Consider the following 24445-nt stretch of genomic DNA (forward strand, 5'->3'; position numbering starts at 1 on the left):
AACAAGCGTACCGACTTATCACCTTAAAATAACAATCTAGCACGAATTGTTCCTGGCACGTTTTTCAGTTTAGATAACAACTCTTCAGCCTTACTTTGTTTAACTCTATCGATATCAATAACAACATAACCAATCTGAGGATCAGTTTGTAAATATTGTGCTGAAATATTAAGCCCTTGTTCAGCGAATAACGTATTGATAGCAGTTAGAACACCAGGTTGGTTACGATGAATATTAATAAAACGACTAGAGCCTTTAGCTGGAATAGGTAAAGAGGCTTCAGGAAAATTAACTGCTGAAAGTGTTGCACCAGTATCAGAATATTTAGCTAGTTTACTTGCGACCTCAATCCCAATATTTTCTTGTGCTTCGCTAGTTGAACCACCGATATGCGGAGTAATAATTACATTATCAAATTGACATAATGGAGATTCAAAAGGGTCGTTGTTACTAGCAGGCTCTGTTGGAAAAACATCAATAGCTGCCCCACTGAGTTTATTGGCTTTCAGAGCTTTAGTTAAAGCATCAAGATCGATAACTTTACCGCGTGAAGCATTGATTAAAATTGCGTCTTGTTTCATTGCATCAATTTCGTTATCACTAATCATTTTGATGGTTGTTGGATTTTCTGGCACATGCATTGAAACAATATCGCTTATTGCTAGTAATTCTTTCATTGTTGAAACTTGTTTAGCATTACCTAAAGGTAGTTTTGTTTCAATATCATAAAAATAAACATTCATCCCTAACGATTCAGCCAAAATACTTAGTTGGCTACCAATATGCCCATAACCAATAATACCCAAATTTTTACCACGAGCTTCGTGTGAACCTGTCGCAATCTTATTCCATTTTCCTCGGTGTGCTTTAGCATTTGCATCTGGTACTCGACGAAGTAATAATATTGCTTCGGCTAATACTAGTTCTGCTACAGATCGCGTATTTGAAAATGGTGCATTAAAAACAGGAATCCCTTTTACTGTCGCTGCATCAAGATCAACTTGGTTGGTACCTATACAAAAACAGCCAATGCCAGCAAGTTTAGGTGCAGAATCGATAATGTCCTTAGTTAATTGTGTTCTTGACCGGATCCCAATAAACCGGACATCTTTCAGAGCTTGCTTAAGTTCTTCAGGCGATAATGCGCTTTTATGATATTCAATATTGGTAAAGCCGGCGGATTTTAATATTTCAATTGCGCTAGGATGAACTCCCTCAAGTAATAAAAACTTATTTTCATCTTTGGTTAAAGTTTGAATAACCATTATTTCCTCTCTTTCCTTCAGCATACAAATTGGTACTTATAATTAAATACCATTATTAACTTTATTGTAGTAAATGATTTTATCTCAGCTCTTTTACACCCGTACTGCATCCAACAAGCGCAATATCAGCGCCTTTATTGGCAAATAATCCAACAGTAACCACACCTGCAATGCTATTAATTCGGTTTTCAAGCTCCATTGGTTTGGTAATGACAAGATCATGAACATCTAAAATCACATTACCATTATCAGTTATAACGCCTTGACGATATATTGGTTTACCGCCCAGCTTATATAACTCACGAGCAACATAGGAACGTGCCATTGGGATCACTTCAACCGGTAATGGGAATTTACCTAATACATCAACAACTTTTGATTCATCAACAATACAAATAAATTGTTTAGCAATGGCTGAAACAATTTTTTCGCGCGTTAAAGCTGCGCCACCACCTTTAATCATTTGCAACTGGTGATTAATTTCATCTGCACCATCGACATAGACATCCAAATAATCGACTTCATTACAATCGAGAACAGGAATACCATAGCTTTTTAATTTTTGGGTGGATGCTTCCGAACTAGATACAGTACCTTTGATTTGATCTTTTATTGTAGCTAATGCATCAATAAAATGGGATGCAGTAGAGCCTGTTCCTACACCAATAAAAGAATCAGGTTTGATAAATTTTAAGGCTGACCAGCCTACGGCCTTTTTTAATTCGTCTTGTGTCATAATATCACCCCTATTTTGAGGATAATTTTTCTTAAAAAAAAAATAAAATTTTGAAAGCAAAATTGTTGAAGATATGGCATAGTACCCAATTAGAAAGCAAAAATCATTAGGATTTTAAGAATTAAATCAACTTTGTGATAGGTTTAAAACTTATTACGATATTAAAGTAGATTAAATATTTGAGCAATGATCAAATCATTAATAAAGAGATTATGAAGCGTCCAGATTATAGAGCGTTACAAGCATTAGATGCGGTGATAAAGGAACGAGGATTTGAAAGAGCTGCTGATAAATTGTGTATTACACAACCTGCGGTTTCGCAACGTATCAAACAATTAGAAAGCTTTTTTGGTCAACAACTGCTAGTTAGGACCATTCCTCCGAAAGCAACCAAACAAGGTGAGCACCTGCTTGGCTTATTACATCAAGTTGAATTATTAGAACAGCAATGGTTAGGTGATAACGAGCAAAATGCCACACCGTTGTCGTTATCTATTGCGATTAATGCTGATTCTTTAGCAACTTGGTTTTTACCTGCGTTAAAACCAGTTTTAGATAAAAATATCTTACGTTTTGATATTCAAGTCAAAGATGAAGAACATACGTTAGAATTATTGCGTTTAGGGACAGTAGTTGGTGCGATTAGCATTCAAGCTAATCCTTTACCAGGTTGCTTGTCTGATTTATTAGGTGCTTTAGACTATATTTTTGTGGCTTCACCTGATTTTGCTAAAAAGTACTTTCCAACTGGGGTAACTCGATCATCTTTATTAAAAGCGCCTGCTGTTGCATTCGATCATTTAGATGATATGCATCAGGCCTTCTTACAAGAAAACTTTAACCTTACGCCAGGTAGTGTAATTTGCCATATCACTAGTTCATCTGAAGCTTTTGTGCAATTAGCTAAACAAGGTTCGGCCTGCTGTATGTTACCAAAGTTGCAAGTTGAGCAAGAATTAAAAAATGGTGAATTAATTAACTTAACTGATGGGTTATATCAAAGACGTATGCTATATTGGCATCGTTTTGCTCCTGAAAGTAGTGTAATGCAAAATATCTCTGAAACCTTGATTCGTTATGCACAACGAACATTATCATAGCCTCAGGATTTAGATCACAAATAATAGATAAATTAAGTGATTTTTATACTGAAACACATACTTACCTGAAACTTTTTAACAAAATAAAGTCTATATTTAAAGAGCTGAAGATATGAGCCAATTAAAAAATGATCGTTATTTACGAGCTTTACAATGTTTGCCTGTAGACTATACACCAGTTTGGATGATGCGACAGGCAGGTCGTTATTTACCTGAGTATCGTCAATTAAGATCAAAAGCGGGTGATTTTATGACGATGTGTCAAACGCCAGAATTAGCTTGTGAGGTCACCTTACAACCATTACAACGATTTGAGCTTGATGCTGCTATTATTTTCTCTGATATTTTAACAATCCCTGATGCTATGGGGCTTGGCTTATATTTTGAATCGGGTGAAGGACCTAAATTTAAAAAATCGATATCTTGCATATCAGATATTGAACAATTACCCATCCCAGATCCAGAGCAATCACTTAAATATGTGATGGATGCGATTCGATTAACAAAAAAAGAACTCAATGGTAAAGTTCCACTAATTGGTTTTTCGGGAAGCCCATGGACACTAGCCACCTACATGATTGAAGGGGGCAGTAGCAAAGCATTCACCAAAATTAAAAAGATGCTTTATAGTGAGCCCAAAGCGTTGCATCAACTACTTGAAAAACTCGCAAACAGTATCGCATTATATTTAAATGCACAAATTCAAGCAGGAGCACAATCGATTATGATTTTTGATACTTGGGGCGGCGTATTAAGTCATCAAAGCTATCAAACATTTTCACTTGACTATATGCAACAGATCTTATCGCAATTAAAACAAGGTAAAAAAAGTCAAGATATAACCTCGTACATTCCTGTTACTTTATTTACTAAAGGAGGAGGAATATGGCTTGATCGTATTATTAATACAGGTTGTGATGCGGTGGGAGTAGATTGGACTGTAAATTTAAGCCAGATTACTCAAAAAGGGAAAATAGCAGTACAAGGGAATTTAGATCCTTCCGTTTTATATGCAGGAAAGCAAACAATTGAATCCAATGTAGAGGCCGTTCTTAATGAATATGGCTATCACAATGGGCATGTTTTTAATTTAGGGCATGGTATTCACCAAGATATCCCTGTAGATAATGTACAGCATTTGATTGAAGCGGTACATCGACTATCAAAAAGGTTTCATCATGATTAAAAATCCTGTTCAATTAAGGCTAGAAAAGTTACCACAATGGAAACAACGTCTATTTATGGTCTGCTTATGTGAACGAATGTATCCCAACTTTGTTTTTTATTGTCATCAACAACATCATGAAGATGATGCTAAAAATTATAAAAAAATACTGGATTTAGTTTGGGAATCACTATTAGTTGAAGATGTAAAAATCAATTTTGATTTACAGCTTGAGAAATTAGAACTCATTATTCCAACTGTAACTGATGATAGTCCTTATATGGTTTATCCAGCCATCGATGCTTGTCATGCACTTGGTGAGGCCTTACACTCTTACTTGAGTGGTGAAATCGCTGAACATACAGCTAAAGTCAGTAGTATATCAGCAACTACAGTTGCTGAATTTGAAATGACCAAAACAAATGTTACTCTTTCAGAAGATGAACAACAAACTTTGCCTAGTGTTATAGATGAATTCGATTTGCAGTGGGAAATATTTCGATTGCTACGCGAAGAAAATAATGAAATGAATGAGTTGATAAAAGGCTTGAAAGATGAAATTCGAGCAGCGGAAACTAGTAATATTGGTGTTTTTTTGAGCTATCAAGGCGTTTAAAGTGTAATTTTTAAAATTTTTATTAAATTTTTCTTTAATATTGGACAAATATAGACTACATTTAACAGCAATGTAATCTAAGCAACGTTTACAGTAACGACGCTAAAATATTAAGTTTTAGCTTCGTTTATAATGTTAACTTTAACAATAAAATAATATGTAAGGATATACCCATGAATAAAACAGAACTTGTCGACGCTATTGCTAGCAAAGCTGATATTACCAAAGTAGCTGCAAAAACGGCGTTGGAAGCTACATTAGCCGCTATTACTGAATCATTGAAAGCTGGTGAGCCAGTTCAATTAGTTGGTTTTGGTACATTTAAAGTTAATTCTCGTAAAGCTCGTACTGGTCGTAATCCAAAAACTGGTAAAGAAATTAAAATTGCAGCAAGTAAAGTACCAGCATTCGTATCAGGTAAAACTTTGAAAGAAGCAATCAAATAAGTTGCTTTTTCTTACTGTCAACTTGATTGATAGAAGTATTAGGTCATAGGGTATAGTCTTATGACCTTATCAACTCAATAAAAATACATTATTTTAAGGCAAATTGCTTTCGCTTTTTCTTGTTTATAAGTAGTATTAGAACCAAATTAAAATTATATTACTAATAATTTTAAGTGGTTATTTCAACCCATTTCGCTTGTAATATATCAATCAAATCTTGAGGCGCAATTTCAATTTCTAATCCTCTTCGCCCGCCTGATATAAACATTGTTGTGTGCTCACTTGCACTTAAATCAATGAGTGTGGGTAGTTGTTGTTTTTGACCGAGTGGACTAATTCCTCCCACCAAATAACCTGTTACCTTTTGAGCTAAATTAGGATCAGCTAAATCTATTTTTTTACATTTTAGTGCTTTTGCGACTTTTTTAAGATCCAAATGTCTATCGACGGGCAATACACAAACCGCTAACGTCTTATTATTACCGTTTAAACTTACAATCAAGGTTTTAAATACCTGTGTAGCTGTAACATTCAAACTGGGATCAAGTTTATTAACCGCTTCTTGCCCGTAGTTAGTTTGGTTGGGATCGTGTTTATATTGGTGGATATTAAATTTGATTTTTAGCTTTTTAAGTAAATCAATTGCTGGAGTCATAGCTTTTATCCAATAGATTTAGTTAAATCAAAATAGTATATGGTAAGCGATATCCTTACCAAAATAGAGTTGGTAAGGAAATGAATAACAATTAAAGAATTAATTAGTGGTCTTCTTTATTTTTATCATCATTGCTAGTAGACGGTGCTGCTGAGTTAGAGGCACTATTTGCTAGCGTATAAAGACGATAGAAAAAGCTAGTAACAAAAATATCAAAAAAGATACTACAGAAAGAGAAGATGGTATCAAGGACAAAATTGTCACTATCGAACGCAATAGCTAATTGAGTAAAAACCATCACGAATGCTAGGAAGATTAATACCATCAAAATAGCTGAGCGCCACTGGGTTTTTGATGACTGAATGCTTAATGAAAGTGAGTCAAGAATATTGTTTTGACCAGGTTCAACCAGCGAAGCAAAAAAGAAGTTACAAAAGATAATTAAAATTAGAATTGGAATCAGTAGTACTAAAAAAATTAATATAAAAATAAGTTCTTTAGGTAAAAGCAAATTTAAACTAATAAGTACTATAGATAACATAAATGAGACTAAAAATATAAAGACTCCAATGATAAGATAAAAAAGAATAATTTTTAATGTATTTGATAACGCTTTAGACAGTAATAAATTTAAATTAAGTTTATCGCTGATATAAAGGTTAGAAATAGTTGCTATACTAATTGCTTTTAAAATAATGCTAATTAGTAATGTCAACATCACGAATAAAACATAGTTAGTTAAATTTTGTGAAAAATAGATTTGTTCAGCTAGATTTTGTTTGTCAAAGAAAGAATTAAAAAACGCATGAATTAAAGCTAGCGTTAGACTAACAAGAACAAATTGCGTAATGCGATTACGAATAAAATTGCATGTTTGTATAAAAACTAAAGAAAAAGAGATTTTTTTTTGCATTTCTATGTAAGTTCCTTATATGTGGTAACTGATTTAGTTACCACTATTATTTTTTGAATGATTAAATTCGTAAATTAAGCTTGCAATAATGAAATATCCGCAACTTTTAAGAATAAATTTTGTAGCTTTTTCAAAAGCGCTAATCGATTAAGTCTAATAACTTCATTGTCAACCATAACCATGACTGAATCAAAAAATGTATTTACCGTCTCTTTTAATGACGATAATTCAATTAACGCATCTTGATAACGGCTTTCACTAAAATACGGTGAAAGTTTATCGGTTAAAATTGCCAATTTTTTAGCTAATTCACCTTCTGCGCCTGTCTCTAGCAAGGCTGCATTGATCTGCTCAGGAATAGTAACCTCAATTTTAGATAAAATATTTGACACACGCTTATTAGCTTCGGCTAATGACGAGGCTTCGGGCAAGGTTCTAAAGTGAGTGACTGCCTTAACGCGTGCATCAAAATCAGCGGGTTTAGTTGGATTAAGTGCTAAAACTGCTTGAATCGTATCAATTGCAAAGCCTTGTTCTTGATACCAAGCTCGGAAACGACCCTGCATAAAATTAACAATATCGTCAACTACGTTTTTATTATTAAGCTTATCGCCATATAATGATGCGGCATAATTGGCTAATTCGACTAGATCTAAAGGCAGTGCCTTTTCAACAATAATACGTAAAACACCAATAGCAGCGCGACGCAATGCAAAAGGATCTTTATCACCTTTAGGATGCTGACCAATACCAAAAATGCCGGCTAAAGTATCTAATTTTTCAGCGATAGAAACTGAACAAGAAACAGCAGTACTTGGTAATTCATCACCAGCAAAACGCGGTTTATATTGTTCTTCAATGGCGGTTGCAACTGCAATACTTTCGCCATCTTTAAGGGCCAAATAACGTCCCATAATACCTTGTGTTTCAGGGAATTCAAAAACAGTATTAGTCACTAAATCGCATTTTGTTAATTTGCCCGCTCGTTTGGCTTGCTCAACATCAGCCCCAATTTTATCGGCAATAAAGCCAGATAACGATTCAATGCGAATTGCTTTATCCTTAACTGTTCCAAGCTGTTGTTGAAATAAAACTGTTTCAAGACGAGGCAAACGGTCTTCTAAACGTTGTTTTAAATCAGTTTGATAAAAGAATTCAGCATCGGCAAGGCGAGGGCGAACCACTTTCTCATTACCCGAAATTACAACTTGTGGATCTTTTGACTCAATATTAGCCACAAAAATAAAGTTTGGTAATAATTTGCCTTGTTTATCATAAACAGGAAAGTATTTTTGATCGCCTTTCATGGTATAAACCAATGATTCAGCAGGAACCTCTAAAAATCGCTCCTCAAATTTAGCAGTTAACACAACAGGCCATTCAACTAGAGAGGAAACTTCTTCAAGCAAATTATCTGTTAAATCTGCTTTACCATTTAATTTTGCAGCTTCTTCTTCAGCTTGTTGTTTAATAATAGATTTACGTTTATCGTAGTCAGCAATTACCTTACCACGTTGTTCCAAAATTTCAGGATACTGGTCTGCATTATCAATAGTGAACTCTTGCTCACCCATAAAACGATGGCCACGAATAATACGATCTGATTTAATCTCTAAAATCGTACCAGGCACAAGCTCATCACCATACAACATGGTAACAGTATGACATGGACGAATAAATTCAACTTGGCGAGCCGCCCAACGCATTGGTTTAGGGATAGGTAATTTGCTTAATGCGGTTTTAACCATATCACATAACAAATTAACAACTGGCTGACCTTTTTGATTTTGAGTATAAGAAAGCCATTCACCTTTATCAGTTTGTATACGCTCAGCCTGATCAACTGTAATACCACAACCACGAGCCCAACCTTCAGCAGCTTTAGTTGCATTGCCATTGGCATCAAAGGCTGCGCTGACCGCAGGACCACGTTTAACAATTTGGCTATCGGGTTGCGTATCATTCAAATTTAAAACTTTTAATGCTAAACGGCGAGGCGATGCATACCAAAGCACTTCACCATGTTCCAAATTGGCATTATCAAGCTGTTGTATAAAATTAGCCGCAAAGCTTTCTGCTAACGTGCGGAGTGATTTTGGTGGTAACTCTTCGGTACCAATTTCCACTAAAAATGTTTTTTGCATAATCTTCTAATTCCTACTTTGATGCACTTTCGTTAGATTGTGAATTTTGGCACATGGGGAAGCCAAGTGCTTCGCGAGATGCGTAATAGGCTTCCGCCACCATTTTGGTTAATGTTCTGATGCGCAAAATATAACGTTGTCGCTCAGTTACTGAAATCGCTTTACGAGCATCAAGTAAATTAAAACAGTGGGCCGCTTTTAAGATGCGTTCATAAGCAGGTAGTGGTAGTGGTTTTTCTAACTCAAGCAAAAACTTGGCTTCTTTTTCGTGTTGTTCAAAACAATAAAATAAAAATTCAACATTGGCGTATTCAAAATTATAAGTGGACTGCTCAACTTCGTTTTGATGGAACACATCACCATAGGTTGTTTTACCAAATGCTCCATCACTCCAAACCAAATCATAAACACTATCCACGCCTTGAATATACATTGCTAAGCGCTCAAGTCCATAAGTGATTTCACCAGTAACTGGTTTACATTCAAGCCCACCAACTTGTTGAAAATAAGTAAATTGGGTTACTTCCATACCATTTAACCAAACTTCCCATCCAAGCCCCCAAGCACCAAGGGTTGGGTTTTCCCAATTATCTTCAACAAAACGGATATCATTAACAGTTGGATCAAGACCTAATTGTTTTAACGAACCTAAATAAAGCTCTTGAATATTATCAGGAGAAGGTTTTAAGATAACTTGAAATTGATAATAATGCTGAAGCCTGTTTGGATTCTCGCCATAGCGGCCATCGGTTGGGCGGCGAGATGGTTGAACATAAGCTGCATTAATAGGTTCTGGCCCAAGCGCTCGTAGGCAAGTCATCGGGTGAGACGTGCCCGCACCGACTTCCATATCCAAAGGCTGAATCACAGTGCATCCCTGATTAGCCCAGTAGTCTTGTAACGTAAGAATTAACCCCTGAAAGGTTTTGACATTAAACTTTTGCATGATGTTATCTTTATGGTTGAATTGGTTTTTCGATAATTTAAATAGTGCTATATATTATACTTTTTATCAATACTTGTGAAATGCCTAATCAGGCTCTGTCTAATATTGAATAAATGATTGATTTTTCTTTAAAAGTAAAAAATTAAATAAAATCAATGCTCTACCTGAACGTTTTTTATGGAAAAGTAGAACCACATATAACCTTTTCTGATTAACATTAATTAATCTTTTAATATCAGCTAAATAGATTATATTTTATTGGTAATATGTAATGTACCTTATTTAGCTGTTGGATAAATAGCCACGACATTTATGTATTATTTTTATTGTCATTTGTTAAAAATTGACAAATTTCTTGTTGTGATTTGAGTGTTCTAATGTTTTGTAAGACTTCTGACGCTTGAACATAGTGCTGTTTTAAGTAAGCAAGCCATTGTTTGATGCGAGCAGAGTGATAAAGCGGTTTAGCATTATCAATAGATGATGTTGCATAGTGAATTAAAATTTCCATCACTTGTTGCCAATTTAATGCTGATTGCTCAGTTCGTATCATATTAGCTAGGTTTGGAATAGTTAAAATACCGCGCCCTAGCATAATGTCATTAGTTTGGCTTTGGCTTATGCAATTTTTTGCATCTGCAATAGAGAAAATTTCACCATTAGCAATAACAGGAATTTTTAAGTGCTGTTTGATTTGGCCTATTGTTTGCCAATCTATTTTTTCGGTTTTATAGCCGTCTTCTTTGGTCCTTCCGTGAATTGCTATTTCATTGGCTCCAGCAAGTTCAATTGCGTTGGCAATTTCGTGACAATGCGATTTATTATCCCAACCTAAGCGAATTTTGACTGATAATTTATTTGTTGCACCTATAGCTTGTCGTACCTGGCTGACAATATTAAATATCTGCTCTGGATATTGTAATAAATAAGCGCCACCGTGGCTGCCAACTACAGTTTTGGCTGGGCAACCAAAATTGATATCTATACCATAAGAACCTAATTCGATAGCTTTAATAGCATTTTCAGCCATCCACTCTGGTGACTGTCCTAAAATTTGGACACGAACTGGCGTGCCAGATTCGGTTTTTCCATTATTGTAAAGTTCAGGACATAGGCGATAGAAAGTCCTATTTGATAATTTGTGATGGGTCACTCTGATAAATTCTGTAACACAATAATCAAATTGGTTAATTTCAGTTAAAAGTTGCCTGACTTGATAATCAAGTACTCCCTCCATAGGAGCTAAAATAATTCGATTAATTTTCATTGAGAAACCTGATTGGTATTACCACTACCACAAACGGGACAATTAGGTTGTTTGGTAAATTTAACTTGGCTAAACTCCATTGTCATTGTATCAATCATTAATACACGACCAATTAATGGTTTTCCATATTGAGTTAACACTTTTATCGCTTCTAAGGCTTGCATGGAACCAAACATTCCAACAAGCGGAGCCATGACGCCGGTCTCAACACAAGTGAGTTGATCTTTACCAAATAAGCGACTTAAACAGTGATAACAGGGTTCATTAGGTTGGTATGTAAATACACTTAATAACCCCTCCATACGGATTGCCGCTCCAGAAACTAACGTTTTTTTTACTTGAAAGCAACAGCGGTTAATTTGCTCTCGTGTCACTAGGTTATCCGTACAGTCTATGACAATATCATGTTGTTTAATAAGTGAAATAAGCTTATTATCATCAAGTCGCTGATTTACTGTTTCAATTAACGTATTGGCATTTATATTGGTTAAGGCCTCTTTTGCCACCTCGACTTTGTATTGATTAATAAAGCTTTCGGTATATAAGATTTGTCGATTTAAGTTGGATTTTGATATGGTGTCAAAATCAACTAACGTTAATTTGCCTAAACCTGATGCCGCTAAATAGAGTGATGCAGCGCAACCAAGTCCGCCTAAACCAATGATCAGTGCTGAACTGTTTTTCAATATTTGCTGTTTATCAATATCGAAATCACGCAATGTGATTTGTCTATCATAACGAAACAATTCTTGATCAGTAAGTTCTAGCATATTGTGCGATTATTATTGTGGTTAATTATGAAGAAGCATTATAACAGAAACTTGGCACAACAATGTGCCAAGCTATTAAGATTATTTGTCAAAGCCAGATAGAAAGGTTAAATATTCCTCTTTGGTCATTAGTGGTTTATATTCTGACATCAGTTTCTGTGCAGGTTTGGCATCATCATAAAGTAAATCAATAATTGTACATGCCATCATTTGTGCAGGGCGGATGTAAGCCATTTCTTCATCAAATACCGTATAATCTTTACCATGTAAAACACCTCGAACTGAACCAATCCATGGGTGGCTAACAGGCATAATGTGAGATAAATCTCCAGTATCCGTACTACCTGTCATATGAGGCGCAATCCAAACATTATCAGCACCAATTAGATCTTGTGCATTACTTTGTAAAAAGTCATTAAGTGTTGGATTGTTTTGCAAAGGTAAATAACCTGGTAGATCTTTAATTTCACACGTTGCCCCAACAGCCATTGCTCCAGCTTTTAATGCTTGATTTATTCGTTCATTGGCATCAATCATGGCAGGCACATTGCCTGCGCGCACATAGCTTTCCATTCTGACATCGCTTGGAACTACATTTACTAAATCACCACCTTGGGTAATAATTGGATGGAATCTAATGTAGTCTTTTTCTTGAAATGTTTCACGAATAGCATGCACCCCCATCATTCCCATCATCGCAGCATTTAAGGCATTGACGCCAGCATGAGGCGCTGCAGCAGCATGTGCTGCCTCACCTTTATATTTAATTAATTTTCCGATAAAACCATTGCTAGTTGTTGATATTTCGATAAAACCATTTTGACGTTCATTAGGTACACTAGTTAAATGTATTTGTAATGCCATATCAATATCGTCAAACTCGCCACGTGAAATTAACTCTGGTTTGCCACCAATATATTTGATTTTACCTTCTTTTATTAAGCGATTTCGATAAGTGATTTCAACATATTCTTCAGCTGGAACAGCAAATGGTACGACATCGCCAGCTAAAAATTGCATAGCCCCTGAATCAATTAATCCCATCGTTACTGCCATCATATTTGCAATTTGAGCATTATGTCCACAGCAGTGCGCAGCACCAGATGTTTCGTCAGCAGCAGGGTGATCTGCACAAATAATAGCATCAAGCTCGCCGATAACGGCAATGCTATATTTACTACCTTTTCCTCCTTTTAGGCGACCTTTTACTCCTGTTATTGCTAATTTATTTTTAAATGGAATACCTAGTTTTTCAAAAGTTTGCTCAACTTTTTGAGCTGTTTTGTGTTCTTTATAACCAAGTTCAGGTTCTACCCAAATTGATTCAGCAATCGCCTTAATATCGGCTTTACGGTTTGCAATTGCACTACAAACCTTTTTTTTAAGTTCTTCTTTTGTCATAAATTAAATCCTAGTGCAAATTAGATAACACCTTCCCAATGCAAGGTGATTTGAGCAATGATTGCTGCCAAAATAAAAGTGCCTGAAAATACCGCTAATGAAACAGGAATAATTCGCCATGAGATACTTTTAAATAATGCTAAATCTTTACCAATAGCCAATCCAGCATAAGCAAGCACTGGGGTACAAACCGCTAATAAAGAAACCTTGTCAGTAAGTGAAACAACTTGTTCATGAAAAGGGAAAATAGGTGATGAAGCCACTGCGGCTACAACTGATACCCATAAAATAACTGGAAATTTGTTTAATACTGGAATTTTGCCAACAAAATAACCAACAATTGATATAACAACTAAAATTGATAACGCTTCTAATGACAGCATAAAATCAATTTTGTAACCTACTGTATTACCAGCAGCCATAATAATGGCAACTAAGATCAGTAAAAATATTGTTTCTAAACTTTTCATTATAGCGCTCCTTCTTTATTACGTCGTAAACGGGAAAAGATGTTATATAAGAAAGAGGCAAACGGTAGTGAAAATAATGTATAAATATAAATACCAACAACACTCGACATTAAGTTTGCTGTTGTTGCATAGGCTTTGATTTCACTAGCCATTTCTGGATAAAGGTCACTTATTGGAGCAAGTGATGCCGCCATCATACTACCACTTCCAACCCCAGCTCCCATGGCTAAAGCATAAGGATGGAGAATATCTAGTTTTGCCATCACACTGGCTAGTATACTCATCCAAATAGCACCATAAAGTGTGCCACAAACATACATCGCCATAACGCCTCGACCTTCAGCGGAATCCAATCCATATTTATCTGCAACAATTGCTATATTCGGTTCGCGAGCAACAGAATAAGTTGCACCTACAGCTTCCCGTTTCATGCCTAATATCATTGCTAGTGGCAAACCCAATAAAATCGTACCAGCAAAATGACCTAATTCCTGAAAAATTAATGCTAACTTAGCATCTTTTAGAATCATATCAATCTTAGGACCGACAGAAACGCCAAGCTTGGCAATAAGTAACATCAAAGTTACAATCATGATGGCGCTGGCATTATTCATATTTTTTAGTTTTAATATTTTTAATTTGGGAACACTTATTATTCCACCAATGATCATGGCGTATAACATCGGATACACGGCGATAATCCAAATAGACTGCTTACCGATAAACTCACATGCCAAAACAACGACTAGTGCAAGTAAATGCACTTTATAATCTCGTAAAACTTTCATTATTACTCCTTAATTTATTTAAAATATTTTTAAAGTATCGTTGCCCCTAATGTATTTTTAAAATGATTTAAAGCCCATTGATGACCGATTGGATCAAAGCTGGCTACTGCCTTTTTATGAATAAATATTTTATACCCTAAATTATAGGCATCTACTGCTGTGTGCAATATGCAAATATCAGTACAAACTCCTGTCAAATGGATTTCACTGATGCATCTTTCGCGTAATCGTAAATCAAGATCTGTCCCACAAAAAGCTGAATAGTGGCGCTTATTTATCCAATAGATATGATTAGTATTTTTATATTTTTGATAAAGGTTATCTAAACTACCAAATAATTGTTGTCCTAAAGTACCAATTATATTATGAGGCGGAAAAAGAGAATATTCAGGGTGAAATCTATCAGAAGGGTCATGAGAATCGATAGCAAAAACGACAAAATTATTATTTTTTATAAATGATTCTGCTACGTTTAGCATTTCCGCTTCAATTTTTTGACCAGCTAGGCCTGTAGTTAAAGCTCCATTATCAGCAACAAAATCATTTGTATAATCAATTGAAATTAACGCTTTCATATCAAGTAAATAGGCTATTAAATAATATTAAAGCTTATTAATAAATATTTGATATGACAAGTTATTTTCAATAAGTAATTTGAATATGTTTTTTATAAAATTAAGATCTAATTGGTATCTTTTTGAATTTAATTTATTTTATAAAAACTTTTATAAAGTAAATTTATTATTAAAAACTAACTATAAATAAATTAAATGAAAATTATTTTAAATCATGGTCTTTATACCCTGATAAATTGCTCTATAATAATTATCATTATTGCTAATAGTACACAGGATATTTTAATGAGAACAATTTATTGCGGACAACTCAATGCAAGTTATATTAATCAAGAAGTAACATTATGTGGTTGGGTCAATAAACGCCGAGACTTAGGCGGTATGATTTTTATCGATATGCGTGATCGTGAAGGTATTGTACAAGTTTTTTTTGATCCTGATTATCAACAAGCATATCAACTTGCTGGTGAACTTCGTAATGAATTTTGTATCCAAATTAAAGGCAAAGTAAGAGCTCGTCCGGAAGGTCAAATCAATAAAGATATGGCAACCGGAGAGGTTGAAATTTTGGCAACTGAATTGAAAATATTTAACCGTAGCGATGTATTGCCTCTTGATTTCAATCAAAACAACAGTGAAGAGCAACGTCTAAAATATCGTTATATTGACTTGCGTCGCCCTGAAATGGCAACGATCTTTAAAACGCGAGCTAAAATTACCGCATTTGTTCGTTCGTTTATGAACGAACATGGTTTTTTAGATATCGAAACGCCAATGTTAACCAAAGCAACTCCAGAGGGCGCAAGAGATTACTTGGTTCCAAGTCGAATCCATAAAGGTGAGTTTTATGCGCTGCCACAATCGCCACAATTATTTAAACAATTGCTAATGATGTCAGGATTCGACCGTTATTATCAAATTGTAAAATGTTTTCGTGATGAAGATTTAAGAGCCGATCGTCAACCTGAGTTTACGCAAATCGATGTTGAAACTTCATTTATGACAGCAGAGCAAGTGCGTGATGTTATGGAGAAGATGATTCGTGAGCTTTGGTTACATGTTAAAAATGTGGATTTAGGTAAGTTTCCTATTATGACTTTTGCTGAAGCGATGCGTCGCTTTGGAAGTGATAAGCCTGATCTGCGTAATCCGCTTGAAATTATTGATGTGGCTGATTTGGTTAAAGATGTTGATTTTAAAGTGTTTTCAACACCAGCTAACGATCCGAAAGGACGCGTTGCATTGCTTTGTATTCCAAACGGTGCACAATTAACACGTAAACAACTTGATGAATATACGCAATTCATTTCAGTTTACGGCGCAAAAGGTATGGCTTGGATTAAAGTTAATGAACGTTGCAAAGGGTTAGAAGGTGTACAAAGCCCAGTTGCTAAATTCTTTAATGAATTGCAAATGGAAGCACTGCTTAATCGTGCCAATGCTAAAGATGGTGATATTTTATTATTTGGTGCCGATAGCTATAAAGTAGTGAGTGATGCGTTAGGGGCATTACGTTTAAAAGTTGGTAAAGATTTAGGTTTAACCGATGAAAGTAAATGGGCGGTACTTTGGGTTATTGATTTCCCGATGTTTGAAGAAACAGATGAAGGTTTAAGTGCTATGCATCATCCATTTACGTCACCAAAAGATTATACACCAGAAGAACTTCTGAATAATCCTGAAAATGCTGTTGCAAATGCTTATGATATGGTAATCAATGGTTATGAGGTTGGTGGTGGATCGGTTCGTATTCACCGTAGCGAAATGCAACAAGCCGTCTTTTCAATTTTAGGTATTAATGAACATGATCAACGTGAGAAATTTGGCTTTTTACTTGATGCATTAAAATATGGTACACCTCCTCATGCAGGATTGGCATTTGGATTAGATCGATTAAGTATGTTATTAACTGGAACGGATAATATTCGCGATGTGATAGCGTTTCCTAAAACTACAGCAGCAACTTGTTTACTTACTGATGCTCCAAGCCCAGCCAATATTGCAGCATTGACTGAACTTGGTATTGAAGTAAGTAAAAAATAGTGATATTTGATGCGAAAATTCAAAAAACCTGAATCTGTTCTGGTGGTGATTTTCTGCCAGACAACAAACCGTTGCCTTATGTTACAGCGCCAAGACGACCCTTGTTTTTGGCAATCAGTAACAGGTAGTATGGAAAATAATGAGCTACCACGAGAAACAGCAATTCGTGAGGTTTTTGAAGAAACAGGCATTGATATTATAGGGCAAAATCTTGAGTTAATTGATGCAAAGTATTCCGTTGAATTTGAGATTTTCCCGCAATTTAGACATAAATATGCACCAGAAGTTAAGCTAAATAAAGAACATTGGTTTTATCTGCCTATTATTAATGAGATAATACCAGTACTTACTGAGCATTTAGATTATCAATGGTTAACAATTGATGAAGCAATCAATCTTACTTTATCTCCAAATAACAGTGAAGCTATTGGTAATATTCACAATTTGATTAAATCTAATTAAGAGGTTTGAAAATGAAATTAAGCCTATATGCCGTTGCGTTGTCCTGCTTATGTTTTTTTGTACCAACTTGTAATGCCGATATAAATATAACAAAGTGTCAACCTAATCAAAATGATTATATTATTTTTGATGAGTATGACGTTAAAATATCAGAGAAGATAATTGATTATAAATTACATGATCAACCTGAAAAACGTGAAAATAGTATTATTCAGATATTTGCTAATGAAAATAGTGATGATCGAAATGACTGGATAGCCTCGTTTCTATTTGATGATCAATCTGAACAATTTTTATTTTATCAAGTTGATCAAGATAAATTTATTGAAATCGATAAAAAACAATTTGATGCCTTATTACCTAAAATTGTTGAGTGTAATCAAAATAAACAAGTACCTATATATAGTGAAAACTTTGATGCAGATTAGTTAAATATCAAAGCTACATTAGTATTAAGTATTAAAAATGATTTTAGGATTTGGTTAACTCAAGACTATTAAGTAACAGGGAGTAGTAATAAATGAATTTTTCAAATTTTAGAGATTTTTTAGATTATCTTGAACAACAAGGTGAATTAAAAAAAATTACTTTTCCTGTTAATCCTTATCTCGAAATGACCGAAATTGCTGATCGTGTTTTACGTAATGGAGGCCCTGCTTTATTATTCGAAAATCCGATTGGTTATGATATGCCTGTTTTATGTAATTTGTTTGGCACCGCTAAACGTGTTGCAATGGGAATGGGGCGTGAAGATACTTCAGCTTTGCGTGAAATTGGTGAGTTATTGGCATTTTTACGTGAACCCGAACCGCCTAAGGGCATACGGCAATTTTTTAATGTGTTACCTAAGTATAAACAAGTACTAAATATGCCAGTCAAACATCGTTCTTCAGCACCATGCCAAGAGGTGATTTTTAAGGATGATGAGGTGGATTTGACTCGTTTACCTATTATGCATTGCTGGCCCGAAGATGTAGCACCTCTGTTATCTTGGGGACTGACTATTACTAAAGGTCCTTATAAAGATCGACAAAATGTGGGCATTTATCGCTTGCAACTTTTAGGAAAAAATAAATTGATCATGCGTTGGTTGTCACATCGTGGTGGTGCACTTGATTTTGCCGAATGGCAACAAGCACACCCAAACGAAAGATTTCCAGTTAGTATTGCTATTGGAGCTGATCCAGCCACCATTTTAGGTGCAGTGACACCAGTGCCAGATACTCTACCTGAATATGCTTTTTCTGGATTATTACGTGGTAGCCGAACAGAGGTAGTCAAATCGTTATCGAATGATTTAGAAGTTCCAGCTAGTGCAGAGATAATTCTTGAAGGTTATATTGATCCTAATGAGTTAGCATCAGAAGGTCCGTATGGTGATCACACAGGTTATTATAATGAAGTTGAGCAATTTTCCGTATTTACCGTAACGCACTTAACTCGCCGGAAAGATGCGATTTATCACTCAACTTATACAGGTAGACCACCAGATGAACCCGCAATCATGGGACTTGCTTTGAATGAAGTTTTTATTCCAATTTTACAAAAGCAGTTTCCTGAAATTGTTGATTTTTATTTACCGCCAGAAGGATGTTCATACCGTATTGCGATTGTTACTATTAAAAAGCAATATCCAGGTCATGCTAAACGAGTTATGATGGGAGTTTGGTCGTATTTAAGGCAATTTATGTATACCAAATTTGTAATTGTCTGTGATGATGATATTAATGCACGTGACTGGAAAGATGTAATGTGGGCTATTTCGACACGTATGGATCCTCATCGGGATACGACTTTTATTGATAATACACCGATCGATTATTTGGACTTTGCTTCACCTGTATCAGGATTAGGCTCTAAAATGGGTTTAGATGCTACCAATAAATGGACAGGTGAAACAAATCGTGAATGGGGAAAGATAATTAAGAAAGATCCAAAAGTCATTGCCCATATTGACGAAATTTGGGATGAGTTAGGTTTATAGAATTATCTTTAATCAATATTAATTGTATAAATAAAATAGCCCAAATAAGAATTAAACAAAAACTATTCCCTTATATTGCATTTATGTATAATTATTAAAATTGCTATAATAATTAAAAAATATGAAAAAAATTCAAATATTGTTAGTACTATTGTTATCTATTTCTTATAGTGCAATGGCTACAAATTATAAGACGCAATCAGATGATACTCAACTAAAGCTTAAAGCGTCAGATTCATTGCTCCCTTCTTTACGTTTGTCTGCAGAAAAAGGGAACTCAGAAGCTCAGTACTCATTAGGAAATATTTATAAACAAGGATTAGGTGTCGAGGTTAGTGATGTTCGAGCTTTTTTCTGGTATAAAAAAGCGGCTGAACAAGGGCTTGCCAAAGCACAAAATAATTTAGCATTTATGTACCAAAGTGGTTTAGGTACTAAACCTGATTTAAATGAAGCATTTAAATATTTTAAATTAGCGGCAGATCAAAATTATGCATTAGCTAAATATAATTTAGCTTTAATGTACAAAGAAGGGAATGGAGTAGAAAAAAACATACCGACTGCGATTGATTATTTTACACAGGCTGGTAATGAAGGTATTTATGACGCTTATCTAAATCTTGGTATTATGTATTTTTTTGGTGATGGTGTAAAAGAAGATCGCATGACGGCAGCTGATTGGTTTAGTAAAGCAGCTAAAGATAATATTCCAGAAGCGCAATATTATTTGGGATTAATGTCTGAAAATGGCGATGGTTTAACCCAAGATTATGTGGCAGCTAGCTATTTTTATACACAAGCGGCAGAGCATGGCCATGTATTAGCGATGTACAATTTAGCTATTATGTATGCAACAGGTACAGGAACTAAACCGGACAATACGCAAGCGGCATATTGGTTCACTAAAGCCGCTGAAGCTGGTAATGCTGATGCTCAATATAATATTGGTGTGATGTATGATGTAGGTGGAGGAGTGCCTAAAGACGAGGAAAAAGCCGTTGAATGGTATCTAAAAGCTGCAGAGCAGGGCAGTGTTGATGCTCAATATAATTTAGGTGTTAAATATCTAGAAGGCGAAGGCACGGATAGAGATCAAGATCGTGCTATTTATTGGTTTACTAAAGCTAGCGAGCAAGGAGATCAAGACGCTAAAGCTTATTTAGAACAATTATTACCAGAAAATTAAAAAAGGCATTAGCCTTTTTTAATTTATCCAGAGTTTCTCATACCCGCTGCGATTCCTGAGATGGTGATCATTAGCCCTTGTTCAACTATAATGTTTTCATTATTATTATCGTTGTTTTTTCGTGAGCGACTTAGTAACTCTACTTGTAATAAGTTTAATGGTTCAATGTAAGTATTACGTAATGCTACCGACTGGGCTATCCAAGGTAAATCAGCCATTAAACTAATATCATCAGTGATAGTTAATACTGTATTGATATCTTGGGTTAGCAAATTTCTTAATTCTTCACCTAATGGCCATAATGCAGGATCGACTAAACGTTGTTCGTAATATTGGTGAATATTTGGCGCAGATTTTGCGTAAACCATTTCAAGCATACCTAATCGGGCATTAAAGAAAGGCCAATTGTGGTACATCTCTTTAAGAATGTTTTGTCTGCCTTCTCCAATAATAGCTCTTAGTGCACTACCTGCACCGAGCCAAGATGGCACCATTAAACGGTTTTGTGTCCAAGCAAAAATCCAAGGAATAGCTCGTAAACTTTCAATTCCTCCACCTATTCGGCGCTTTTGTGGCCTTGAGCCTAGTGGTAATCTGGCTAATTCAACCTCTGGTGTTACTGCTCTAAAATAATCAACAAATTCAGAATGTTCTCGTACATAACTACGATAACAATTGCATGAAATTTCTGACATTTCGTCCATGATACTGCGCCATTCCTGTTTAGGTTCTGGAGGTGGTAATAAGTTGGCTTGCAAAATAGCTGAGGTATAAAGCATGAGACTACTGAGAGCAACCTCTGGCAGGCCGAGTTTAAAGCGGATCATTTCTCCTTGTTCAGTAACTCTAAGTCCTCCTTTTAATGATCCTGGTGGTTGCGAAAGTAGTGCGGCATGAGCTGGTGCGCCTCCTCGACCAATTGATCCTCCTCGTCCATGGAATAACACCAAATTAATATTATATTTTTCAAATAAGTTAACTAATTCCTCTTGTGACCGATATTGTGCCCAAGACGCGGCAAGAGTGCCAGCATCTTTAGCCGAATCAGAATAACCTATCATTACCATCTGTTTACCTTGAATTTTATTATAATACCAAGGGATATCCAATAGTTTTTGCATGACTGATTTAGCATTATTTAAGTCTTCTAGAGTTTCAAATAACGGTACTATGGGAATGTGTTTTTGGCAGTCAACGATTTTTAATAATAGATAAACCGCTAAAATATCAGAAGGTGCTTTAGCCATTGAAATTACATAAGAAGCAATTGATTCTTCGCCTGCTTTTTTTATTACACGACAAGTGTCTAATACTTCTTGAACCATTTGATCTGGTTGCCAACTGTAAGGTAATAACGGTCGATTTGATTTTAACTCTGTTAATAAAAATGTTTGTTTTTCTTCTTCAGACCATTGAGCATAGCTACCTAAGTTAAGTTCTTTGGTTAATGCGTCGAGTGCTTCTGTATGTACTGAACTGTCTTGACGGATATCTAATCTGACTAATTGTAACCCAAAGCTTTTTATACGACGCAGTGTGTCTAACAATGGTCCATGAGCAATTGTTGACATTCCATTGTCAATTAACGATTCATAACATACATAAAGCGGATTCCACAACTGCTCATTTTTAATCAAAATATCGCAAGGCGCTAATATAGGTTCATTATTCAATAAAGCTTCAATATAGTTGTGAGTTTTGATTAAACGTGTTCGTAACTGCTTCATTACAGCTCGATATGGCTCTGAAACGTTTTTGTTTTTTTCATCTAACAGTTCAATGACCGAATTACTGCATTCCGTCATTGAAAGTTCACGAACAAGTATTTGAATATCTGCTAAAAATAACTCAATTGCCTTTAATCTGGCTTGTAACATGACTTTTTCTGTTATTTTTGCTGTGACATTTGGATTACCATCACGATCTCCCCCCATCCATGAGGTGAATTTAATAGGGACATGATCAACCGATAATTGTTCATCAAACGCATCAACTAATTGGTCATTAAGTTCACGTAAAAATAGAGGTACACCATTCCATAAGCTATCTTCAATGACTGAGAATCCCCATTTCGCTTCATCAATAGGAGTAGGGCGTTTTTTACGTATTTCATCAGTATACCAAGCCTGACAAACTAACTGCTTCAAACGTCGCATAATGCGCTCAATTTCGTAGTCAGCTAAATCATCATGATCCAGTTGTGATAGACAGTTATTTATGGCTGTATAAGTATTAATCATCGTTCGGCGATTGATTTCGGTCGGGTGTGCGGTCAATACTAATTCAATTGACAAATCATTAATTGCTTTTGTAATAGTTTGATTTGAAAAATTAAGGTTTTTTAGTGTGCTAAATAATTCGGTCATTTTTTTAGGACTACTAGAAGCTTCCCCATGGGGTGAAATACCATAATACTCAGCGGCTGTATTGACCAAATTCAAAAACTGATTGAATGCCCGTGCAACATGTAATAAATCGTCATCATTAAGGTTTTCAATTAATTTAAGTAACTCATTATGAGCTTGAGTATCTCCTTGTTGAGCTGATTTTGATAATTGTCTTATCATTTCAACTAAATTAAATGTTTCATTGCCAGTAGCACGTTTGATTGCATTGCCTAGTAGAGTACCTAACATATTGACATTACTTCTCATTGATGAGTATTGGTTATTCATGATTTTCTCGTCTTCGATTTTATTATGCCTAAGCCCCTTTAAGCTGTATGAATCAAAATGACAATTTAATGGGATAGGTATAATGTTGATTAATGTGCATAAGTTATACTTTATTACAATTTGATTTTGAATTTAAATAATAAAATTTTATGGTTTTTATTTGTTATAGTTGTTTTAATTATATCTATCATGAAAAATTAGACTTCGAATGTTTATTCGATATTAGAAATATTCATTAGAAAACTTATTTAACAGGATTATTTTTTATGAATACAGTGGTAAACTGTATCTTGATATCATTTGGGTATATACTAGCTATATTATGAATACACATTGGATTATTTAATGATTGCTGTTTTTTATATCGCGTCGATTATTGCTGTCGTTGCTAGTATAAAAGTAATTAGTAGTTTACGTGTTGATAAAGCAATTTTATATCTTGTTATTTCACTTTTTGCTTCAGCACTAATATTTATTCTACTTAATACATATTATTCAGCTATTTTATATATTTTACTGTTTATTGGTGGATCGGTAACTCTTTTTTTACTTGTCGCTTCAATTTTGAAAATTAAAGATGATAATGTTGAAAACCACAAGCAAGGAATTAGTCCTAAAATCTGGTTAGGTCCACTTGTCTTAGCATTTGTATTATTAGTCGCCCTAATTTATAGTGTAGTAAGTACTGACTATTCAGAACTGAAAGAGTCTCATGAATTAATGCATGAAATGTCTAAATATGCATACATTTTGATAGCTGAATTGGCACTGTTTTTACTATTGGGCGCAGTTGTGATTGCTTATCATTTTATGCATCGGCTTATGTTGGAGAAATAAT

23 protein-coding genes are annotated in these 24445 nt (G+C 34.9%); 10 read left to right on the forward strand and 13 right to left on the reverse strand.

The annotated features are described in order from the left end of the window. Positions 1–23 precede the first annotated feature (23 nt). Positions 24–1265, reverse strand: a complete 1242-nt coding sequence (gene serA / locus J6569_RS00085; RefSeq protein ID WP_296317061.1) for a phosphoglycerate dehydrogenase — start codon at positions 1263–1265, stop codon at positions 24–26. A 79-nt stretch (positions 1266–1344) separates the two neighbouring features. After that, the gene (gene rpiA, locus J6569_RS00090; protein ID WP_296317063.1) at positions 1345–2001 is read right to left on the reverse strand and encodes a ribose-5-phosphate isomerase RpiA; all 657 of its coding nucleotides are present in this window, start codon (positions 1999–2001) and stop codon (positions 1345–1347) included. 212 nt (positions 2002–2213) lie between these two features. On the opposite strand from rpiA, the gene J6569_RS00095 reads away from it, so the two are divergent. From J6569_RS00095 to J6569_RS00110, 4 genes are all read left to right on the forward strand, one after another. Beyond that, the gene (locus tag J6569_RS00095; protein WP_085165171.1) at positions 2214–3101 is read left to right on the forward strand and encodes a LysR family transcriptional regulator ArgP; all 888 of its coding nucleotides are present in this window, start codon (positions 2214–2216) and stop codon (positions 3099–3101) included. Between the two features lie 112 nt (positions 3102–3213). Then, positions 3214–4287 (forward strand): uroporphyrinogen decarboxylase, encoded by a 1074-nt coding sequence (gene hemE, locus J6569_RS00100; RefSeq protein WP_296317064.1) that lies wholly within the window; start codon positions 3214–3216, stop codon positions 4285–4287. Next, entirely contained in the window at positions 4280–4882 is a 603-nt protein-coding gene (locus J6569_RS00105; RefSeq protein ID WP_296317066.1) for a DUF416 family protein, read from the forward strand. The genes hemE and J6569_RS00105 overlap by 8 nt, the downstream gene beginning before the upstream one ends. Before the next feature lie 173 nt (positions 4883–5055). Beyond that, positions 5056–5328: an HU family DNA-binding protein gene (locus tag J6569_RS00110; RefSeq protein ID WP_034912351.1), complete on the forward strand. Its 273-nt coding sequence runs from the start codon at positions 5056–5058 to the stop codon at positions 5326–5328. Between the two features lie 169 nt (positions 5329–5497). Here J6569_RS00110 and ybaK read toward each other — a convergent pair whose 3' ends face one another. The 10 genes from ybaK to J6569_RS00160 form a co-directional block, all read right to left on the reverse strand. Further along, positions 5498–5983 (reverse strand): Cys-tRNA(Pro) deacylase, encoded by a 486-nt coding sequence (gene ybaK, locus J6569_RS00115; protein WP_065590290.1) that lies wholly within the window; start codon positions 5981–5983, stop codon positions 5498–5500. Positions 5984–6086: 103 nt separating this feature from the next. Further along, positions 6087–6896 (reverse strand): hypothetical protein, encoded by an 810-nt coding sequence (locus tag J6569_RS00120; RefSeq protein WP_065590291.1) that lies wholly within the window; start codon positions 6894–6896, stop codon positions 6087–6089. A 74-nt stretch (positions 6897–6970) separates the two neighbouring features. After that, the gene (gene glyS, locus J6569_RS00125; protein ID WP_366941215.1) at positions 6971–9043 is read right to left on the reverse strand and encodes a glycine--tRNA ligase subunit beta; all 2073 of its coding nucleotides are present in this window, start codon (positions 9041–9043) and stop codon (positions 6971–6973) included. A 10-nt stretch (positions 9044–9053) separates the two neighbouring features. Next, positions 9054–9986, reverse strand: a complete 933-nt coding sequence (gene glyQ / locus J6569_RS00130; protein ID WP_034912362.1) for a glycine--tRNA ligase subunit alpha — start codon at positions 9984–9986, stop codon at positions 9054–9056. 310 nt (positions 9987–10296) lie between these two features. Next, complete coding sequence (gene dusC, locus J6569_RS00135) at positions 10297–11253, reverse strand: tRNA dihydrouridine(16) synthase DusC (RefSeq protein ID WP_296317070.1); 957 nt, start codon at positions 11251–11253, stop codon at positions 10297–10299. Beyond that, positions 11250–12023, reverse strand: a complete 774-nt coding sequence (locus tag J6569_RS00140) for a molybdopterin-synthase adenylyltransferase MoeB (protein WP_065590295.1) — start codon at positions 12021–12023, stop codon at positions 11250–11252. Before J6569_RS00140 ends, dusC begins: the two co-directional genes overlap by 4 nt. A gap of 81 nt (positions 12024–12104) precedes the next feature. Next, entirely contained in the window at positions 12105–13424 is a 1320-nt protein-coding gene (locus J6569_RS00145) for an amidohydrolase (protein WP_296317073.1), read from the reverse strand. Between the two features lie 20 nt (positions 13425–13444). Next, positions 13445–13894: a hypothetical protein gene (locus J6569_RS00150; protein ID WP_065560819.1), complete on the reverse strand. Its 450-nt coding sequence runs from the start codon at positions 13892–13894 to the stop codon at positions 13445–13447. Continuing rightward, on the reverse strand, positions 13894–14682 hold the full coding sequence (locus J6569_RS00155) for a DUF3100 domain-containing protein (protein ID WP_296300186.1): 789 nt from the start codon (positions 14680–14682) through the stop codon (positions 13894–13896). Before J6569_RS00155 ends, J6569_RS00150 begins: the two co-directional genes overlap by 1 nt. Before the next feature lie 29 nt (positions 14683–14711). After that, positions 14712–15257: an isochorismatase family cysteine hydrolase gene (locus J6569_RS00160; protein ID WP_174798792.1), complete on the reverse strand. Its 546-nt coding sequence runs from the start codon at positions 15255–15257 to the stop codon at positions 14712–14714. Between the two features lie 285 nt (positions 15258–15542). Between J6569_RS00160 and aspS the strand changes: the two genes are divergently transcribed. The 5 genes from aspS (at position 15543) to J6569_RS00185 (ending at position 20932) form a co-directional block, all read left to right on the forward strand. Beyond that, positions 15543–17300, forward strand: a complete 1758-nt coding sequence (gene aspS / locus J6569_RS00165) for an aspartate--tRNA ligase (RefSeq protein ID WP_296317076.1) — start codon at positions 15543–15545, stop codon at positions 17298–17300. 9 nt (positions 17301–17309) lie between these two features. Continuing rightward, positions 17310–17762, forward strand: a complete 453-nt coding sequence (gene nudB, locus J6569_RS00170) for a dihydroneopterin triphosphate diphosphatase (RefSeq protein WP_174798790.1) — start codon at positions 17310–17312, stop codon at positions 17760–17762. An 11-nt stretch (positions 17763–17773) separates the two neighbouring features. After that, on the forward strand, positions 17774–18190 hold the full coding sequence (locus J6569_RS00175) for a hypothetical protein (protein ID WP_296317078.1): 417 nt from the start codon (positions 17774–17776) through the stop codon (positions 18188–18190). A 92-nt stretch (positions 18191–18282) separates the two neighbouring features. After that, complete coding sequence (ubiD, locus tag J6569_RS00180) at positions 18283–19746, forward strand: 4-hydroxy-3-polyprenylbenzoate decarboxylase (protein ID WP_085165137.1); 1464 nt, start codon at positions 18283–18285, stop codon at positions 19744–19746. Positions 19747–19867: 121 nt separating this feature from the next. Further along, positions 19868–20932 (forward strand): tetratricopeptide repeat protein, encoded by a 1065-nt coding sequence (locus tag J6569_RS00185; protein WP_085165135.1) that lies wholly within the window; start codon positions 19868–19870, stop codon positions 20930–20932. Between the two features lie 23 nt (positions 20933–20955). On the opposite strand, the gene ppc is transcribed toward J6569_RS00185, so the two are convergent. Further along, on the reverse strand, positions 20956–23607 hold the full coding sequence (gene ppc, locus J6569_RS00190) for a phosphoenolpyruvate carboxylase (protein WP_296317083.1): 2652 nt from the start codon (positions 23605–23607) through the stop codon (positions 20956–20958). 345 nt (positions 23608–23952) lie between these two features. Here ppc and J6569_RS00195 point away from each other — a divergent pair, with 345 nt between their 5' ends. Beyond that, positions 23953–24444 carry an NADH-quinone oxidoreductase subunit J gene (locus J6569_RS00195; RefSeq protein ID WP_034912407.1) on the forward strand — a complete coding sequence of 164 codons (492 nt, stop codon included), beginning with the start codon at positions 23953–23955 and terminating at the stop codon, positions 24442–24444. The last annotated feature ends 1 nt before the right edge of the window (position 24445 follow it).

Source organism: Gilliamella sp. (assembly GCF_024104075.1).
Taxonomy (GTDB): Bacteria; Pseudomonadota; Gammaproteobacteria; order Enterobacterales; family Orbaceae; genus Gilliamella; species Gilliamella bombi.

What these genes read in the sequence shown, in the direction of transcription:
- ybaK (WP_065590290.1), bottom strand. Translation starts at nt 5,983, where the DNA reads ATGACTCCAGCAATTGATTTACTTAAAAAGCTAAAAATCAAATTTAAT.
- J6569_RS00110 (WP_034912351.1), top strand. Translation starts at nt 5,056, where the DNA reads ATGAATAAAACAGAACTTGTCGACGCTATTGCTAGCAAAGCTGATATT.
- aspS (WP_296317076.1), top strand. Translation starts at nt 15,543, where the DNA reads ATGAGAACAATTTATTGCGGACAACTCAATGCAAGTTATATTAATCAA.
- J6569_RS00145 (WP_296317073.1), bottom strand. Translation starts at nt 13,424, where the DNA reads ATGACAAAAGAAGAACTTAAAAAAAAGGTTTGTAGTGCAATTGCAAAC.
- nudB (WP_174798790.1), top strand. Translation starts at nt 17,310, where the DNA reads ATGCGAAAATTCAAAAAACCTGAATCTGTTCTGGTGGTGATTTTCTGC.
- J6569_RS00105 (WP_296317066.1), top strand. Translation starts at nt 4,280, where the DNA reads ATGATTAAAAATCCTGTTCAATTAAGGCTAGAAAAGTTACCACAATGG.
- ppc (WP_296317083.1), bottom strand. Translation starts at nt 23,607, where the DNA reads ATGAATAACCAATACTCATCAATGAGAAGTAATGTCAATATGTTAGGT.
- hemE (WP_296317064.1), top strand. Translation starts at nt 3,214, where the DNA reads ATGAGCCAATTAAAAAATGATCGTTATTTACGAGCTTTACAATGTTTG.
- J6569_RS00160 (WP_174798792.1), bottom strand. Translation starts at nt 15,257, where the DNA reads ATGAAAGCGTTAATTTCAATTGATTATACAAATGATTTTGTTGCTGAT.
- glyQ (WP_034912362.1), bottom strand. Translation starts at nt 9,986, where the DNA reads ATGCAAAAGTTTAATGTCAAAACCTTTCAGGGGTTAATTCTTACGTTA.
- J6569_RS00195 (WP_034912407.1), top strand. Translation starts at nt 23,953, where the DNA reads ATGATTGCTGTTTTTTATATCGCGTCGATTATTGCTGTCGTTGCTAGT.
- J6569_RS00150 (WP_065560819.1), bottom strand. Translation starts at nt 13,894, where the DNA reads ATGAAAAGTTTAGAAACAATATTTTTACTGATCTTAGTTGCCATTATT.
- J6569_RS00095 (WP_085165171.1), top strand. Translation starts at nt 2,214, where the DNA reads ATGAAGCGTCCAGATTATAGAGCGTTACAAGCATTAGATGCGGTGATA.
- ubiD (WP_085165137.1), top strand. Translation starts at nt 18,283, where the DNA reads ATGAATTTTTCAAATTTTAGAGATTTTTTAGATTATCTTGAACAACAA.
- J6569_RS00140 (WP_065590295.1), bottom strand. Translation starts at nt 12,023, where the DNA reads ATGCTAGAACTTACTGATCAAGAATTGTTTCGTTATGATAGACAAATC.
- J6569_RS00155 (WP_296300186.1), bottom strand. Translation starts at nt 14,682, where the DNA reads ATGAAAGTTTTACGAGATTATAAAGTGCATTTACTTGCACTAGTCGTT.
- rpiA (WP_296317063.1), bottom strand. Translation starts at nt 2,001, where the DNA reads ATGACACAAGACGAATTAAAAAAGGCCGTAGGCTGGTCAGCCTTAAAA.
- serA (WP_296317061.1), bottom strand. Translation starts at nt 1,265, where the DNA reads ATGGTTATTCAAACTTTAACCAAAGATGAAAATAAGTTTTTATTACTT.
- J6569_RS00120 (WP_065590291.1), bottom strand. Translation starts at nt 6,896, where the DNA reads ATGCAAAAAAAAATCTCTTTTTCTTTAGTTTTTATACAAACATGCAAT.
- J6569_RS00185 (WP_085165135.1), top strand. Translation starts at nt 19,868, where the DNA reads ATGAAAAAAATTCAAATATTGTTAGTACTATTGTTATCTATTTCTTAT.
- J6569_RS00175 (WP_296317078.1), top strand. Translation starts at nt 17,774, where the DNA reads ATGAAATTAAGCCTATATGCCGTTGCGTTGTCCTGCTTATGTTTTTTT.
- dusC (WP_296317070.1), bottom strand. Translation starts at nt 11,253, where the DNA reads ATGAAAATTAATCGAATTATTTTAGCTCCTATGGAGGGAGTACTTGAT.